The organism is Acinetobacter sp. WU_MDCI_Abxb74 (assembly GCF_025513915.1).
Lineage (GTDB): Bacteria > Pseudomonadota > Gammaproteobacteria > Pseudomonadales > Moraxellaceae > Acinetobacter > Acinetobacter calcoaceticus_C.
Map to the genome: position 1 here is coordinate 48174 of NZ_JAHPRP010000012.1, position 17100 is coordinate 65273.

14 protein-coding genes are annotated in these 17100 nt (G+C 40.5%); 6 read left to right on the plus strand and 8 right to left on the minus strand.

The annotated features are described in order from the left end of the window. Positions 1–15: 15 nt before the first annotated feature. Positions 16–1773 (minus strand): GspE/PulE family protein, encoded by a 1758-nt coding sequence (locus tag KTH84_RS16505; RefSeq protein ID WP_262474274.1) that lies wholly within the window; start codon positions 1771–1773, stop codon positions 16–18. Positions 1774–2061: 288 nt separating this feature from the next. On the opposite strand from KTH84_RS16505, the gene KTH84_RS16510 reads away from it, so the two are divergent. Further along, the gene (locus KTH84_RS16510) at positions 2062–3333 is read left to right on the plus strand and encodes an MgtC/SapB family protein (RefSeq protein WP_262474277.1); all 1272 of its coding nucleotides are present in this window, start codon (positions 2062–2064) and stop codon (positions 3331–3333) included. 8 nt (positions 3334–3341) lie between these two features. Here KTH84_RS16510 and tsaA read toward each other — a convergent pair whose 3' ends face one another. Continuing rightward, positions 3342–4076, minus strand: coding sequence for a tRNA (N6-threonylcarbamoyladenosine(37)-N6)-methyltransferase TrmO (gene tsaA / locus KTH84_RS16515; RefSeq protein ID WP_262474280.1), 735 nt, complete (start codon positions 4074–4076; stop codon positions 3342–3344). Positions 4077–4177: 101 nt separating this feature from the next. Here tsaA and KTH84_RS16520 point away from each other — a divergent pair, with 101 nt between their 5' ends. After that, positions 4178–4957 (plus strand): ferredoxin--NADP reductase, encoded by a 780-nt coding sequence (locus KTH84_RS16520; RefSeq protein ID WP_005039353.1) that lies wholly within the window; start codon positions 4178–4180, stop codon positions 4955–4957. A 52-nt stretch (positions 4958–5009) separates the two neighbouring features. On the opposite strand, the gene KTH84_RS16525 is transcribed toward KTH84_RS16520, so the two are convergent. After that, positions 5010–5879 carry a PhzF family phenazine biosynthesis protein gene (locus KTH84_RS16525; protein WP_262474283.1) on the minus strand — a complete coding sequence of 290 codons (870 nt, stop codon included), beginning with the start codon at positions 5877–5879 and terminating at the stop codon, positions 5010–5012. 230 nt (positions 5880–6109) lie between these two features. Here KTH84_RS16525 and KTH84_RS16530 point away from each other — a divergent pair, with 230 nt between their 5' ends. Continuing rightward, positions 6110–7570, plus strand: a complete 1461-nt coding sequence (locus tag KTH84_RS16530) for a PLP-dependent aminotransferase family protein (RefSeq protein WP_262474337.1) — start codon at positions 6110–6112, stop codon at positions 7568–7570. A gap of 253 nt (positions 7571–7823) precedes the next feature. After that, positions 7824–8153: a multidrug efflux SMR transporter AbeS gene (abeS, locus tag KTH84_RS16535; RefSeq protein WP_004791191.1), complete on the plus strand. Its 330-nt coding sequence runs from the start codon at positions 7824–7826 to the stop codon at positions 8151–8153. Positions 8154–8226: 73 nt separating this feature from the next. On the opposite strand, the gene KTH84_RS16540 is transcribed toward abeS, so the two are convergent. The 5 genes from KTH84_RS16540 to KTH84_RS16560 all read right to left on the minus strand — a co-directional run bounded on the left by KTH84_RS16540 (position 8227) and on the right by KTH84_RS16560 (position 12492). After that, complete coding sequence (locus tag KTH84_RS16540; RefSeq protein WP_262474285.1) at positions 8227–9003, minus strand: ABC transporter ATP-binding protein; 777 nt, start codon at positions 9001–9003, stop codon at positions 8227–8229. Between the two features lie 9 nt (positions 9004–9012). After that, positions 9013–9726 carry an ABC transporter permease gene (locus KTH84_RS16545; protein ID WP_262474288.1) on the minus strand — a complete coding sequence of 238 codons (714 nt, stop codon included), beginning with the start codon at positions 9724–9726 and terminating at the stop codon, positions 9013–9015. Beyond that, on the minus strand, positions 9723–10412 hold the full coding sequence (locus KTH84_RS16550; protein ID WP_080027501.1) for an ABC transporter permease: 690 nt from the start codon (positions 10410–10412) through the stop codon (positions 9723–9725). The genes KTH84_RS16545 and KTH84_RS16550 overlap by 4 nt, the downstream gene beginning before the upstream one ends. 91 nt (positions 10413–10503) lie before the next feature. Further along, entirely contained in the window at positions 10504–11289 is a 786-nt protein-coding gene (locus KTH84_RS16555; protein WP_262474292.1) for an ABC transporter substrate-binding protein, read from the minus strand. Positions 11290–11463: 174 nt separating this feature from the next. Then, a complete protein-coding gene (locus KTH84_RS16560) occupies positions 11464–12492 on the minus strand; it encodes a LysR family transcriptional regulator (RefSeq protein WP_042897199.1) in 1029 nt (342 codons plus the stop codon). A gap of 197 nt (positions 12493–12689) precedes the next feature. Between KTH84_RS16560 and KTH84_RS16565 the strand changes: the two genes are divergently transcribed. After that, positions 12690–13910 carry an efflux RND transporter periplasmic adaptor subunit gene (locus KTH84_RS16565; protein WP_262474295.1) on the plus strand — a complete coding sequence of 407 codons (1221 nt, stop codon included), beginning with the start codon at positions 12690–12692 and terminating at the stop codon, positions 13908–13910. Positions 13911–13916: 6 nt separating this feature from the next. Next, positions 13917–17093: a multidrug efflux RND transporter permease subunit AdeG gene (adeG, locus tag KTH84_RS16570; protein ID WP_262474297.1), complete on the plus strand. Its 3177-nt coding sequence runs from the start codon at positions 13917–13919 to the stop codon at positions 17091–17093. Positions 17094–17100 lie beyond the last annotated feature (7 nt).

Consider the following 17100-nt stretch of genomic DNA (forward strand, 5'->3'; position numbering starts at 1 on the left):
AATCTTAAGAAAAACTTAATTTAAGGGCACAACCCGCAATACCTCTTCTAGAGTCGTAAGACCATCAATGACTTTACGAGCACCCGCAATTCTTAAGGGTTCTATACCTTCTTTCTTAGTTTGTGTTCTCAAATCATTTAAAGTTATATGGCTACTCATAAGATGCTTAAGCTCAAGACTTACTGGCATAAATTCATAAATACCGATTCGCCCCTTATAACCTGTATGACGACATTGTTCACATCCAACAGCCTGATAGACTTTTTCTGGCATTTCTATAATGTAATCGAATGTTAGGTGCTGCCACTCGTCCTCATTAATTTGTGCTTGTTGTTTACAGTGTGGGCAAAGCTGTCGCACTAAACGTTGCGCGAGAACACCCAAAATTGTTGCGGCAGTAAGAAATGGCTGAACACCTAAATCGTGCAAGCGAGTTAAACTGGACGGCGCATCATTGGTGTGTAAAGTTGATAATACTAAATGACCGGTTAATGCCGCTTGAATTGCCATATTCGCCGTATCTTGATCACGAATTTCCCCAATCATAATAATGTCGGGGTCTTGACGCATGAGTGCCCGCACACCATCTGCAAAGCCTAATTCAATTGCATTGTTGACCTGCATCTGGTTAAAACTAGGCTCTAACATTTCAATTGGATCTTCAATAGTACATACATTAACCTGATCTGTTGCGAGCTGCTTTAACGAAGAATATAGCGTTGTCGTTTTACCTGAACCTGTAGGACCCGTGACTAAAATAATGCCATGACTATTTTTTGTTAATTGCTGCCACTGTTGTAATAGGCTCTCTTCAAAACCCAGTTGATGAAAAGAACGTACCAACACATCTGGGTCGAAAATACGCATAACCAGTTTTTCACCAAATGCAGTTGGCAAAGTTGATAAACGTAGCTCTGTTTCTTGCCCCTTTGGCGTCCGAGTTTTTAATCGACCATCTTGTGGTTTGCGCTTTTCGGCGACATTTAAACGTCCTAAAATCTTAATACGTGCAATCACGGCGGTCAGCGTATTTGAAGGCATGTTATAAATGGTGTGCAAAACCCCATCAATACGAAACCTGACTTTACCATTATCTTTGCGCGGTTCCATATGAATGTCGCTGGCGCTCTGCTCGAATGCAAACTGTAAAATCCAATCAACTAATTTCACAATATGCTGATCATTCGCATCTGGGTTTTGGCTATCCCCAAGCTGTAAAAGAGCTTCAACATTTTTATTTTCACGGTCATGAGCTGCATCTTTTTGAGCTGAGTTTACCGCCCGACTGACCTGATAATATTCTCGCAAATAACGTTGTAACTGTTCGGGATTGAGTAATACCCGCTCAATTTTTTTAGGAGCTAGACTTCGTTCAAGATTATTGAACCAATCTGTTTGAAATGGCTGGTCTGTTCCAATCACAATTCGATCGGCATGAATTTCGACAGCTAAAATATGATTGCGAATAGCAAATTCTTGTGACATGACTTGAGTTAAAGCACTCACATCTGCCTTTAAAGGATCAATCACAAATAGAGGAAGTTGAACCCGATCTGCAAACCATAAGCACAAACGATTTAAACTTAAATGGGCCTGTGTGTGCTGCTGATCTTTTAAATTAAAATGTGCGATCCACTGTAAAGGATGCCATTTCAACTGGTCTTTTTGGCGCTGGCTTGACTGTACCAGTAATTTATCTCGTTCTGTAATACGGCCTTCTTGTAATAGTTGTTCTAGACACCAATATGTATCTACGTCTACATGTGCATTCATGCGTTATCCCCAATATATTTTTACAATATAGCAGAGATATTTTTGATTTAACTTACCCCAATTTATTTAAATTCAATTTTCAAATATCCTTCAACTTCAATTAATTAAACTAATTTTCAGCTTAATATTTTTTTGCGTCACAGGTCATGTTTATAAAAATATTTTGTACGTTGCTTTGTCTAAAAAAGACACTATGCTCACCATAATAAAAAGCATAAACTGAAGGCGAACATCTGATTTTAAAATGATTAAAATCTACATATAACAATAAACCAAAGAGGAAGTAATATGGAACTTCCAATGACAACGTCATTACAAACAGCATCTTTTGAAGAATTCATTACAGTCATTGCTGCGGCTCTCGGTTGTGGCTTATTAATTGGTCTAGAACGTGAACGAAGTAAGCTTAAACATGAATATAAAACTTTCGCTGGTTTCAGATCTTTTGCAATTAGTGCGCTATTAGGAGCAATCTGTTTTTTATTTGGCACTTCAATTGGGATTGTTGGAGCTTTAATCATTGGGGCAATCAGTATTGTATCTCTCAAAAATCAGCCAAATGACCCTGGTGTGACCACTGAACTTGCCTTTATCATGACCTACTTCATTGGGGCACTTTGTATTTGGAATATCTCATTGGCTGCTGGACTAGCCGTCATCATGACAATTATTTTATTGGCTAAGCAATCTATGCATGGCATTGCTAGTCAGTGGATTACCGAATCAGAATTGCGTGATGGTATTTTCCTACTCGCCTTGCTCTTAATTGCGTTGCCTTTAGTTCCTAATAAGCCTTTCTGGGGGCCTGTTTTAAATCCACATGTCATTTTAAAATTACTTACTTTAATTTTATTTGTGCAAGCACTCGCGCATATTGCGAAGCGGTTACTCTCCTCTAAAAATGCATTATTACTTTCTTCTTTAGCTTCAGGTTTTGTTTCCAGTACAGCAGCTATTGCCAGTCTGGGTTTAGAAGTACGCTCTGGTCGTGCGAATGCCACCACAAATGCAGGTGCTGCATTAATGTCTTGTGTTTCAACGCTCATTCAGACCTTAATTATTGTGATCGGTATTAGTTTTGCTTGGTTTAAGTTGATTATATTTCCTACACTTATTGCATTAGTTGTTTTAGCAATATGGGCCTTTATTTTATTACGTAAAACAGAGCCTAGCACTAGTTCACCCGAACTCGACTCAAGAATGTTCAGCTTAAAAGAAGCCATTATTATTGCCGGAACACTCACCCTCATTCAGGCAGGTGTTTATGGTTTAAGTATATCTTTAGGCGATGCAGGATTAATCGCTGGAACCCTGCTCGCTTCTTTATTTGAAATACATGCAGCTATTGCGGCAGTCATTGTACAAGGTGAACCTGATAGCACACATATGACGCCTTTATTAATTGCCTTTTTAGGAGGCTTTGCAGTGCATGCACTTGCCAAAAGTGTGAACTCTGCAATTTCGGGCGGGCTGCCCTATGCACTGGCTTTCGTTCCCGCCCAACTTATTCATATGGCTATATTCATTGCTTTACTTTGGCTCAATATCCATTGGTTTTAAAAATATCTTTATTGAGTGGCTGAAGAAGTCTTCACGACATCAACCACTGTAACTATAAATTGATCAACTTTAAAATGAATATCGAAACTTGAGAATTTCATTTTATAAATTCGTTCAGGGTCTTCTTGATAGGCAGGCCGAGGGTCTAAAGCTAAAACTTGTTCAAGCTCATCAAGATATTGAGAATTCATTTCTTTATTTTGTAGAAAATATTTTTGAGCAATGAGAGCAGATTCAGACCAAATGACTGATTTACGCTCTGGTTCTGCATGTGCATAACCACTTTGTGCTTCAGCAATCGCATCAGAATATTGAATATAGGGTTTGATGTCTAAAATAGGAGTGCCATTTAATAAATCGCTGCCAGTGACATAGACACGAACTGACTTACCGACTTTTTCAACTTTATTCAGCTTTACCACTGACAGCCCAATTGGAGAGGGTCGATACATGCTACGTGTTGCAAATACGCCAATTTTTTCATTACCCCCTAATCGTGGTGGACGAACCTGAGGACGGAATTTATCTGCACTACCCTGATTTTTATTGTCATGAAACTGCCAAACTAGCCAGAGATGACTAAATTGTTCAATTCCTTCAAAAGCCAACAAGTCATTATAAGGTTCTACCATGTCGATATATGACTCAATATTTACCAAATTAGGCTGGCGTGGAATACCGAATTTTTCTCGATATGGAGAACACATGTGGCCGATTATGGGGAAGGTGACAGAGTTGATCATCACTTTTTCTTATAAACACAATTAAATATATTCAGTTTATCGGGAATGAAATTAGATTAGAATAGCAATCTGTTTTCTTTTAATCGTGATCGAGACCTTTAATGGCTGCTTTTAACGTCGAACGCATTACTCATGTTCACCACTGGAATGACACCCTTTTCAGTTTTAAAACTACACGCGACACTAGCTTACGTTTTAAAAATGGTCAGTTCGTAATGATCGGACTTGAAGTGAATGGCAAACCGTTAATGCGTGCGTATTCGATTGCAAGTGCAAACTACGAAGAAGAGTTAGAATTCTTCTCAATTAAAGTACAAGATGGTCCTTTAACTTCGATTTTGCAAAAAGTACAAGTTGGCGATGAAATTTTAATTTCTAAAAAACCGACAGGTACTTTGGTTCATGATGACCTTTTACCAGGTAAAAACTTGTACCTTTTATCTTCTGGTACTGGTCTTGCTCCATTCTTGTCAATTATTCGTGACCCAGAAACTTACGAACGCTTTGAAAAAGTAATTGTTGTTCATGGCACACGTTATATTTCTGAATTAGCTTATCAAGACCTTATCTTGAATGAACTTCCAAACCATGAATTCTTTGAAGAATTAGGCATTAAAGACAAACTTGTTTACTACCCTACTGTAACTCGTGAACCTTTCCACACTCAAGGCCGTGTTACCACTGCAATTGAAACTGGTGCTTTATTCGAAAAAGTTGGTTTACCACGCTTTAACCGTGAAACTGACCGCGCAATGCTTTGCGGTAGCCCTGCTTTCTTAAAAGACGTTGCTGCGCTACTTGACGAACATGGTTTAGTTGAATCACCTCGTATGGGTGTAATGGGCGACTACGTAATTGAACGTGCTTTCGTAGAAAAATAAGATTTTCTAATTAAAAAACCGAGGACTTTACCTCGGTTTTTTTATATCTGTTTTATAGGTTAATCGTACCATCGATACAGGTAACAGCAGTTCCACCTACTAAAATTTTATCTTGATATAAATTTAGTTGAAGCTGTCCGTCACGTCCTAAAACGCGCCCTTGTGAAGAAAGAACTACGTCGTTCTGTGCTGGCAAAATACCATGGTAACGAATAAAAGACGCTACGCTGCCATTACCACTACCACAAACTGGATCTTCATTTATTCCAATTGAAGGAGCAAATGAGCGGACTTCTATATGTTTTTGCTCATCATTATTTTCATAAAAACCATAAACCGTCACTCCACCAACTTTCATTTCTAAATCATGTTGTTTTAAAGCAGCAAAGTCTGGTTGGCTATCTAAAACAGCTTGCGCGTTTACAGCTTGCAAGACAACCCAGCGTGCGCCTACATCAACTAATGTGGCATTCCATTGCGTATTAATTTCACATTTTAAAATCGCTGCTAGTTTTTCAGTCTGGGTTTGATCTAAAGGTGTAATTTTAGGTTCTGGTAGTTCAAAGGAAATATGATTTAATTCACTTACCGTAAGAGCAACTAAACCTGCACTACATTGCTGTACCAATTTTCCTTCTTTAGCCGAAATTAGACCAGCTTCAAGTAAAGCATGGGCTGTGCCGATTGTAGGATGGCCTGCAAATGGTAATTCACTTTGCGGAGTAAAAATTCGAACCTGATAATCGGCTTGCGAATCTGTAGCAGGCAATACAAATGTAGTTTCAGAGAGATTGGTCCAATTGGCAATCGCCTGCATTTGTTCAGATGTTAAGGTACTAGCGTCCATAATCACCGCGACAGGATTTCCTTTAAATACTTGTGAAGTAAAAACATCAACTTGTTTAAATGCTACAACGGACATAGACCACTCCTACTCATTTTGATATTAAAAAATTATGGTTTTAATTCCTTACCATTTTTTGATCTTACTGATTTATTTTTAATGGTTACAGTATCAGTTAATATGAAAAATAATAGACACAGTTTTTAAGTTCAGAACTCGATTAAACAGACCAATCTAAAGTAATCACAATATTTGAGATAAATAACAGATCACTATAAAGTGTACCCATTGCTTTGGCTTTTTAATGAATTGATATGTACAAATATAAAAAAGTAAGTGATGACTTAACCCTTCAAATTCAGAATGGGCGGCAACCTATTGGTTCGCGTCTACCTTCAATACGAGACTGTGCAAACCATTATCAGGTCAGCATTAACACTGTAAAGGAAGCGTATCGTCAGCTTGAAGATCAAGGTTTGATTTCCGTTCGACCTCAATCTGGCTACTATGTTTGTCATGCACCTTCAAATTTGCCAGAACTCGAAGAGCGTTATGTCAGTGAAGAAAAAGTGCCACTTTCAGGTATTAGCTGTTTTCTCGCACAAATCGTTAAAAAGCAAATGGACCCAACCTATATTAATTTGGCTTTAGCTTGCCCCTCAGGAGAAAATTTCTATCCTATTGAACGTTTAAAACGCTTAACTGCACAGGTTTTACGGACACAACCAGATATTTTTAAAAGCTATACCTTACCACCCGGGTCAACACGACTACGCACACAAATTGCTAGACGAAGCTTGCAACTGGGCATGTTTCTTTCAGCAGATGATATTGTGCTGACTCACGGCACGATGGAAGCTTTAAGTCTCGCAATTATGGCCACCACTCAAGCGGGTGACACCGTAGCTCTTGAGATTCCTACTTTTCATAATTTGTACCCACTCCTTCATAATTTAGGCCGAAAAATTGTAGAAGTGCCGACTTCGCCGCATACAGGCATGTGTCTAGATACGCTTGAGGAGCTATTAAAATCACAAAGTGTACAAGCTATATTAACGATTCCAACAGGACATAATCCTCTCGGTTTTAGTATGCCTGAAAGTAGCCGCCGTCGCTTGGCAGAGCTAGCTAATCAGTTTCAAGTTCCTGTTATTGAAGATGCGATGTATGCCGAATTGCAACTAGCCGAACCCCTCTTACCCAACATTAAGGCATTTGATCAAAATGGATGGGTACTCGTATGTAGTAGCTATACCAAGACTGTGGCACCTGACTATCGAATTGGTTGGTTAGAAGCTGGGCGCTTTCGTAATATTGTGCAGCAACTTAAATTTACGACAACTGTTGCAGAACCAGTCTTACTCACCGAAACCTTAGGACTTTTCTTAGAAAATGGCGGTTATGACCTGCATTTACGTCAGCTCAAAAAACGCTATCAACAACAAATTGACACCATCAAGTCTTATATTTGTCGTTATTTCCCGCTCGGTACTCGAGTCAGTCGCCCACAAGCGGGATTTATTTTATGGCTAGAACTACCCGAATCTATCGACACATTAGAACTGTTTCATCAGGCAATGGATGAAAAAATCTTATGTATGCCGGGAATTTTGTGTTCAGCTGATAAACGTTTTAGTCATTGTTTACGTATTGCAGCTTGTTTTGAGTTGAATCCAAAAATGTTAAACGCTTTGATGCGCCTAGGAGAGCTAGCAAAAAATATGCTTACCTCCCAAAACAATATGGGCAAAATCGCTACTCATTCATAATTTATAGCATGTGAAGAGAGATATGAGAGCATCAATCCTAGCTTATGCTGTCGATTAAACATGGCGCTTTAACCATTGGCGATTAGTTTTTATTAATGGTTTATATTGCTTTGCTAGTGATAAAATCAATTTATCAGTTCAGTTTGATTTACTAATATTTTTGTACCAAAAAAATTAAATAATCGTTAAAACTGGTCAAACCATTTCAACATTTCATATAGATTGATTAAAACTCATTCTGGCGCAGCTCCCCATGTCTTATCTTTATTTAGCAATTGCGATTGCTTGTGAAGTCATTGCAACTTCAGCCTTAAAAGCATCTCAAGGTTTTACTGTTCCGATTCCATCTATCATTACAGTTGTAGGCTATGCAATTGCTTTTTATTTATTGTCCCTTACGCTAAAAACGATTCCGATCGGAATTGCATACGCCATTTGGTCTGGTGCAGGTATTATTTTAATTTCAGCCATTGGCTGGATATTTTACAAACAGCATTTAGACTTAGCAGCCTGCATTGGTTTAACTCTAATGATCGCAGGTATCGTGATTATTAATGTATTTTCTAAAAATACTCATTTATAAAATATAATTAAAAAGCAACCGAGTACGGTGAGAATCCTTTGTAAAAAATTTCACCATACTCGGTATGAACAGCTTATTTTAAACTACCCGTTAAAAATTGCTTTAAACGTTCACTTTTCGGGTTATTGAGTACTTCATCAGGATGACCCTGTTCTTCAATTTTCCCTTGATGCAAAAAAATCACTTGATTAGACACATGACGTGCAAAGCCCATTTCATGTGTTACCACAATCATAGTACGTCCTTCTTCAGCCAAACCCTGCATTACTTTTAGTACTTCACCCACCAACTCTGGGTCAAGCGCGCTGGTTGGTTCATCAAACAACATGACTTCCGGTTCCATCGCCAAAGCACGAGCAATCGCTACACGTTGCTGCTGACCACCAGATAAAAATGCTGGATATTTACTTTCAACATTTTCAGGCAATCCAACTTTACGTAGATATTTTCGTGCTCGTTCTTCTGCCTCAGCACGTTTTACCCCAAGTACATGAATTGGCCCTTCAATCACATTTTCCAGCACCGTCATGTGCGACCATAAATTAAAATGCTGGAATACCATCATGAGCTGGGTACGCATTTTTTGTAGTTGCTTTGGGTCAACCACTTTTAAATTGCCTTTTTTATCAAAGACTGTGCGTAGTTTTTCACCATTAAGCTTAATGGTGCCATTGCTCGGTTGTTCTAAAAAGTTGATACAGCGCAGTAAAGTACTTTTACCTGAACCAGATGAACCGATAATACTAATGACATCACCAGCATTTGCATCAAGTGATATTCCTTTAAGTACTTCATGATCACCAAATGTCTTATGTAAATCGCGAATCACTAGTTTTGCAACGTGTTCCATTTATGTCTCCTAATGATTCGATGGCTTTAAAAATGCCAACCAACGTTTTTCAAGCCGACGAAACAGCCAAATCAAAATAAATGCCAGCATCGCATACAACACTGCGGCAATTCCAAAAGCATTGAAGGTGTCATAGGTTGCCGCATTTACATCACGCGCAATTTTCAAAATATCAGGAACAGTTGCTGTAAATGCAATGGTTGTCGCGTGCAGCATTAAAATGACTTCATTACCGTAAAATGGTAAAGCACGGCGCAACATCGATGGAATAATAATGCGGGTATAGCGTTTCCATTTTGACATTCCAAAAGCTTGTGCAGCTTCAATCTCGCCATGTGGAATAGAACGGATTGCCCCAGCGAAAATTTCAGTGGTATATGCACCAGTATTGAGCGCGAATGCCAAAATGGTGCAATTTATACCCTCTCGAAAAAACGCATCAAGCGTCTGATGTTCATGGATGTAATCAAAGCTGTAAATGCCTGAGTAAATAATCAGCAATTGGATGTACAGTGGTGTGCCACGGAAAATATAGGTATACAACCAAACTGGGCCACGTAACCAAAGATTTTCTGATACTCGTGCAAGTGACAAAGGCACAGCAAGCACAAAACCAATACCAATAGAAAGTACCAACAACCAAGCAGTCATCGCCACTCCGGTTATTTGTAAACCATCTGTCCAAAGGTATGCCTGCCAATATTGTTGAAGGATTTCAATCATAATTGTCCCTTCCTCACACCGGCAGAATAACGACGTTCAAGCCACATTAAAATCAGGTTCGAGACGGTAGTAATTGCCAAATAAATCGCAGCAGCCACGATGCTGAAAAAGAACAGCTGCATGGTACCTCTACCTGCATCTTGCGTAATTTTTACAATGTCAGTCAGGCCAATAATTGAAACCAGTGCGGTTGCCTTAATCAAGACTTGCCAGTTGTTACCAATACCTGGCAACGCAAAACGCATCATTTGAGGGAATAATACACGGCGAAAAACCTGCCAAGGGGTCATACCATAGGCCATTGCTGCTTCAATTTGCCCTGTTGGAACCGATTGAAATGCACCACGAAAGGTCTCGGTAAAATATGCACCATAAATGAACGCTAAAGTAATCACCCCAGCCACAAATGGGTTGATATCAATTTGGTCCATTTGCAGTGATTCAGTAATTTGGTTTAGACCCAACTGCAAGCTATAAAATAACAGCAGCATAATCACCAAGTCAGGCACACTACGAATGAGTGTGGTATAGGCGGTCGCAATATAGCGTAAGGCTTTAAAACTAGAGAGTTTTGAGCTCGCACCAATTAAGCCAATAATGACAGAAAGCAAAAGTGACAACAGCGCAAGCTGGAGGGTCATCCATGTCCCGCTGAGAAGGAGTGGCCCATAGCCAGATAAAAACATGACTCATCTTCTCCTTAAAAACAATATCTAATATTGATGAGATGAGAATAGATTTAAAAATGTCGGCACTCAGCCGACATTTTTCACATCATTAGTAAATGTTAAAGGAGAAATATTTTTTCTCTAGTTTCTTGTATGTACCATCTGCAATGATTGCTGCGAGTGCTTTATCAATATTCGCTTTCAAATCTGCATCTTCTTTGCGTAAACCAATCGCTGCGCCTACACCCAGTGTTTTTGCATCAACTACATTGCCACCGACAAAACCAAAGTTTTTGCCTTTTGGTTGTTTTAAGAAAGCACCATCAACCATGATTGCATCTTGTAACGTTGCATCTAAACGACCTGACATCATGTCTTGATAAATCAAATCTTGCACTGGATAAGGTACAACGGTTACACCTTTTGGTGCCCAATAGGTTTTAGCATAAGTTTCTTGAATTGTGCCCTGTTGTACACCTACACGTTTACCTTTCAATGATGCAGCTGTCGGTAATAACGGCGAGCCTTTTTTTGCAACCATGCGCGTTGGCGTATTGTAGATTTTGCTACTAAACAAAATTTGTTTTGCACGTTCATCAGTCACCGTCATTGATGAAAGAATGCCATCAAATTTTTTCGCTTTAAGTGCTGGAATCATCCCATCAAAAGAGTTTTCAACCCAAACACATTTGGCTTTAAGTTTTGCACAAATGGCATTACCCAAATCAACATCAAAACCAGTTAACTTGCCATCTGGTGTTTTATATTCAAACGGCGCATAAGAGGACTCAGTACCAAAACGAATCACCTTCCAATCCTTTGCTTGCACATTCGACGCAACAGCAGCCAGAACTAAGGTTGTTGAAACGAACATTTTTTTCATAAAGCTTGCCATCTTGAAGCTTCTCCTTGAAATCCAAATAAGGTGATAAAAACTTGAGTATTTCAAACTTACTCTTCTGCCGAAATAATTGCAATTTTTATACCATAAGTTAAAGAATCAGGAAGATGTCAAAACAGCAGATCTTATTAACCGATTAAATGTTGAAAAAACAATCAAATTGAAAAGTTAGTTTTTGAGTGTATAAGCCTCTGCCATATTTTCATTTTCGACCAATGTCCGAATGGTGTATTCATGGTTATGTTCTTTGGCGCTGGCAAATTCACATTTCTGATCCCATACCATTGAGCAACCACTCAACAATGGACAACCTGCAAATAATTCGGCAACCCAATCAACAAACACACGAACTTTAGGCGATAAATGACGGTTTTGTAGATATACGACTGAAATTGGCATGGGTGCTGGCAACCATTCAGTCAGCACTTCCTTGAGCGAGCCATCCTCCAGATGTTTCGCCACCATATAATATGGGCACTGAATTAAGCCAAAACCCTGTACAGCCAAATCGACATATGAATCACCATCGTTGACAGAAACGCGCCCTTTCACGCCAACGCTATGAATCTCATCATCAACCATAAAATCCCAGTCGATATTACGTCCGGTACGACTATTAAAGTAATGCACGACCTGATGTTTTTTTAAGTCATCAATAGTTTCCGGTTCGCCATGTTCCGCCAAGTAACGAGGTGCAGCAACGGTCACACACTGAATTGTTCCGATACGACGGGCAACTAAACTTGAATCTTTTAACTGTCCAATACGAATGACACAGTCCACCGCATCTTGCACCAAATCGACTGGGCGATCACTCATTCCAATCACCAAATCAATATCGGGATACTTGGCATGAAAATCACAAAGCATCGGAATGAGAATCAGCCGCCCAATCGAGGCTTTAACATCAATACGTAGTCGTCCTCGTGGCCCACGTTCCGAATCATGAAAATTCGATTCAACATCTTCAACATCGGCTAAAATTCGTGCAGAACGTTCATAATAAACCGCGCCATCGGGTGTCAAACTGAGTTTGCGGGTGGTTCGGTTCAATAACCGAACTTGTAAATGTTTCTCTAAACCCTGAATGGTTGTCGTCACAGAAGCGCGCGGTAAGCCTAAACTGTCAGCCGCTAAACTGAAACTATTTGTTTCGACAACTTTGTTAAATACTTTCATGGCATGAAATAGATCCACACGCACACTCCTATTAATGCATTTTTTAATTCAAACACATCAATTGTTATAAAAATACGAATAGTGTTATCGAATTTAATATATTTATTCGTGATTGACAAACTTTTATGCTCCGTTCATCCCATAAACCCTGTTTCTCCCATACGGACCATAACTAAAAGTCTGAAAACAGGTATCCAAATAAGTAGGAGCACCTCATGTCATTTTCTCGCAAACAGTTCGCGCTGTCTGCCATCTTTGTCGCCATTTTGGCAACGGGTGGCAGTTTTATGTTTTTACATAAAAATGCCGATGCAAAAGCTGCACCGACCACAGCCCAACAAGCTGCTACTGTTGATATTTCTAATGTCATCAGCAAAACCATTACCGATTGGCAAGAATATTCCGGTCGCTTAGAAGCTATTGATCAAGTTGATATTCGGCCTCAGGTTTCAGGAAAACTCATTGCCGTACACTTCAAAGATGGTAGTCTGGTTAGAAAAGGCGATTTACTTTTTACCATTGACCCACGTCCTTTCGAAGCAGAACTGAATCGTGCAAAAGCTCAACTTGCTTCAGCCGAAGCGCAAGTCACCTATACAGCAACCAATCTTTCCCGTATTCAGCGTCTAATCCAAAGTAATGCTGTATCACGCCAAGAGCTGGATCTGGCAGAAAATGATGCGCGTTCAGCCAGTGCTAACCTACAAGCAGCCAGAGCAGCCGTTCAATCTGCACGCTTAAATCTGGAATACACACGTATTACTGCACCAGTCAGCGGCCGAATTTCTCGTGCGGAAGTGACCGTGGGCAACGTGGTTTCTGCTGGTAACGGAGCACAAGTTTTAACAAGTTTAGTGTCTGTATCCCGACTCTATGCATCTTTCGATGTTGATGAACAAACCTACCTCAAATACATCAGCAATCAGCGCAATTCAACACAAGTACCAGTCTATATGGGGCTTGCCAATGAAACTGGATTTTCTCGTGAGGGAACCATCAACTCAATCGACAATAACCTAGATACAACCTCAGGTACGATTCGTGTTCGTGCGACTTTCGATAATCCAAATGGGGTTTTACTTCCTGGCTTATATGCTCGAATTCGTCTTGGTGGTGGCCAACCTCGTTCAGCAATTCTGATTAGTCCAACAGCTATTGGGGTCGATCAAGATAAACGTTTTGTTGTGGTTGTCGATGCTAAAAATCAAACGGCTTATCGCGAAGTGAAGCTTGGTACACAGCAAGATGGCTTACAAATTATCAATAGCGGTTTACAAGCGGGTGACCGTGTAGTGGTGAATGGTCTACAACGTATTCGACCCGGTGATCCTGTTACGCCGCATCTCGTTCCAATGCCGAATGCACAAATTACTGTAAACACAAACACGCCTCAACCTCAGCCAACAGAAAAAACATCAACTCCGGCAAAAGGTTAATAAAATATGAATATTTCTAAATTTTTTATTGATCGGCCGATCTTTGCTGGTGTGTTATCAGTATTACTTCTACTTGCTGGTTTACTTTCAGTATTTCAGCTACCAATTTCTGAATACCCTGAAGTTGTTCCGCCTTCTGTGGTAGTCCGTGCTCAATATCCAGGTGCAAACCCAAAAGTCATTGCTGAAACCGTTGCCTCTCCACTTGAAGAATCGATCAATGGCGTAGAAGACATGCTGTATATGCAGTCACAGGCCAACAGTGACGGTAACTTAACCATTACTGTGAACTTCAAACTCGGTATCGACCCGGACAAAGCTCAACAATTGGTTCAAAACCGTGTGTCGCAAGCATTGCCTCGTTTACCCGAAGACGTACAGCGCTTAGGGGTAACAACCCTAAAAAGCTCCCCCACATTAACCATGGTTGTGCATCTGACTTCACCAGATAACCGCTATGACATGACTTACTTACGTAACTATGCCGTACTTAACGTGAAAGACCGTCTGGCACGTTTACAAGGCGTAGGTGAAGTTGGCTTATTTGGTTCGGGTGACTACGCCATGCGTGTGTGGCTCGATCCGCAAAAAGTGGCTCAGCGCAACCTTACAGCAACTGAAATTGTAAATTCAATCCGTGAACAAAACATTCAGGTTGCAGCAGGTACGATTGGTGCCGCACCAACTAATTCACCTGTACAACTTTCAGTCAATGCTCAAGGTCGTTTAACCACCGAACAAGAGTTCGCAGATATCATCTTAAAAACTGCACCCGATGGCGCAGTAACCCGATTGGGTGATGTTGCTCGTGTTGAACTTGCAGCCTCACAATATGGCTTACGTTCATTACTCGATAATAAGCAAGCTGTTGCGATTCCAATTTTCCAAGCACCGGGTGCTAATGCTTTACAAGTTTCTGATCAAGTGCGCAGCACAATGAAGGAACTTTCAAAAGATTTTCCATCTTCCATTAAATACGACATTGTGTACGACCCAACTCAATTCGTTCGTGCAAGTATTAAAGCAGTCGTTCATACCCTGCTTGAAGCCATCGCACTTGTCGTTTTAGTTGTGATTTTATTCTTACAAACATGGCGTGCCTCTATCATTCCATTGCTTGCAGTACCGGTTTCTATTATTGGTACATTTGCACTTATGCTTGCCTTTGGTTATTCCATCAATGCACTGTCACTGTTTGGGATGGTACTTGCCATCGGAATTGTAGTCGATGACGCGATTGTGGTCGTTGAAAATGTCGAGAGGAATATTGAAGCTGGTTTAAGCCCAAGAGACGCGACCTATCGTGCTATGCGAGAAGTAAGTGGTCCAATTATTGCGATTGCTTTAACCCTTGTTGCTGTGTTTGTTCCGCTTGCCTTTATGACAGGTTTAACAGGCCAGTTTTATAAACAATTTGCCATGACCATTGCCATTTCAACAGTCATTTCGGCATTTAACTCGCTTACACTTTCCCCAGCTTTGGCGGCTATGTTACTTAAAGGACATGATGCCAAACCTGATGCATTAACTCGCATTATGAACCGTGTGTTCGGCCGTTTTTTTGCACTGTTTAACCGCGTATTTACACGTGCGTCAGACAACTATGGTAAAGGCGTAAGTCGTGTGATAACTCATAAAGCATCAGCAATGGGTGTCTATGCTGCTCTTCTTGGGTTAACAATAGGTATTTCTTATATTGTCCCTGGTGGTTTCGTACCGGCACAAGATAAACAATATTTAATTAGCTTTGCTCAATTGCCAAATGGCGCTTCATTAGATCGTACCGAAGCGGTTATCCGCAAAATGAGTGACGCTGCACTTAAACAACCTGGTGTAGAAAGTGCTGTTGCCTTCCCTGGCCTATCCATTAACGGTTTTACCAACAGTTCAAGCGCTGGTATTGTCTTTGTGACTTTAAAGCCATTTGATGAACGTAAGGCTAAAGATTTATCTGCAAATGCAATTGCAGGTGCTCTCAACCAGAAATATTCAGCAATTCAAGATGCTTATATTGCAGTTTTCCCACCGCCACCGGTAATGGGTTTAGGTACCATGGGCGGCTTTAAACTCCAACTTGAAGACAGAGGTGCCTTAGGCTATTCGGCACTGAATGATGCAGCCCAAAACTTTATGAAAGCAGCACAATCAGCACCGGAACTCGGTCCAATGTTCTCAAGTTATCAAATTAATGTGCCTCAACTTAATGTAGATTTAGATCGTGTTAAAGCCAAGCAGCAAGGTGTCGCTGTAACCGATGTCTTTAATACCATGCAGATTTATTTAGGTTCACAGTACGTTAACGACTTCAATCGCTTTGGTCGTGTTTATCAGGTTCGTGCTCAAGCCGATGCCCCTTTCCGTGCTAATCCTGAAGATATTTTGCAACTTAAAACTCGTAACAGTGCTGGGCAAATGGTTCCGTTATCTTCATTGGTAAATGTGACCCAAACTTACGGTCCTGAAATGGTTGTCCGCTATAACGGCTATACCTCAGCTGATATTAACGGTGGTCCTGCACCGGGCTATTCATCTAGCCAAGCCGAGGCTGCTGCTGAACGTATTGCCGCACAAACTTTGCCACGTGGCATTAAGTTTGAATGGACTGATTTAACTTACCAAAAAATCTTGGCAGGTAATGCAGGACTTTGGGTCTTCCCGATTAGTGTATTACTCGTATTTTTGGTATTGGCAGCTCAATATGAAAGTCTAACTTTACCTTTAGCTGTGATTTTGATTGTACCAATGGGAATCTTGGCAGCTCTGACAGGTGTCTGGCTGACAGGTGGAGATAACAATATCTTTACTCAAATTGGTCTAATGGTACTGGTCGGGCTGGCCTGTAAAAATGCCATCTTAATTGTCGAGTTTGCACGAGAACTCGAAATGCAAGGCGCAACTGCGTTTAAAGCGGCGGTTGAAGCAAGTCGATTACGTTTACGTCCAATTTTAATGACTTCAATTGCCTTTATTATGGGTGTTGTACCATTAGTCACTTCTACTGGTGCCGGATCTGAAATGCGCCATGCCATGGGTGTTGCCGTGTTCTTCGGCATGATCGGGGTGACACTGTTTGGATTATTCCTGACCCCAGCATTTTATGTCCTGATTCGTACATTGAGTAAACATAAATTGCACTCGGCCGCTGTTCATGAAGCACCACTAGCCAACCCACATGATCACTAAGGAGCAC

What these genes read in the sequence shown, in the direction of transcription:
- KTH84_RS16505 (WP_262474274.1), bottom strand. Translation starts at nt 1,773, where the DNA reads ATGAATGCACATGTAGACGTAGATACATATTGGTGTCTAGAACAACTA.
- KTH84_RS16510 (WP_262474277.1), top strand. Translation starts at nt 2,062, where the DNA reads ATGGAACTTCCAATGACAACGTCATTACAAACAGCATCTTTTGAAGAA.
- tsaA (WP_262474280.1), bottom strand. Translation starts at nt 4,076, where the DNA reads ATGATCAACTCTGTCACCTTCCCCATAATCGGCCACATGTGTTCTCCA.
- KTH84_RS16520 (WP_005039353.1), top strand. Translation starts at nt 4,178, where the DNA reads ATGGCTGCTTTTAACGTCGAACGCATTACTCATGTTCACCACTGGAAT.
- KTH84_RS16525 (WP_262474283.1), bottom strand. Translation starts at nt 5,879, where the DNA reads ATGTCCGTTGTAGCATTTAAACAAGTTGATGTTTTTACTTCACAAGTA.
- abeS (WP_004791191.1), top strand. Translation starts at nt 7,824, where the DNA reads ATGTCTTATCTTTATTTAGCAATTGCGATTGCTTGTGAAGTCATTGCA.
- KTH84_RS16540 (WP_262474285.1), bottom strand. Translation starts at nt 9,003, where the DNA reads ATGGAACACGTTGCAAAACTAGTGATTCGCGATTTACATAAGACATTT.
- KTH84_RS16545 (WP_262474288.1), bottom strand. Translation starts at nt 9,726, where the DNA reads ATGATTGAAATCCTTCAACAATATTGGCAGGCATACCTTTGGACAGAT.
- KTH84_RS16550 (WP_080027501.1), bottom strand. Translation starts at nt 10,412, where the DNA reads ATGTTTTTATCTGGCTATGGGCCACTCCTTCTCAGCGGGACATGGATG.
- KTH84_RS16555 (WP_262474292.1), bottom strand. Translation starts at nt 11,289, where the DNA reads ATGGCAAGCTTTATGAAAAAAATGTTCGTTTCAACAACCTTAGTTCTG.
- KTH84_RS16565 (WP_262474295.1), top strand. Translation starts at nt 12,690, where the DNA reads ATGTCATTTTCTCGCAAACAGTTCGCGCTGTCTGCCATCTTTGTCGCC.
- adeG (WP_262474297.1), top strand. Translation starts at nt 13,917, where the DNA reads ATGAATATTTCTAAATTTTTTATTGATCGGCCGATCTTTGCTGGTGTG.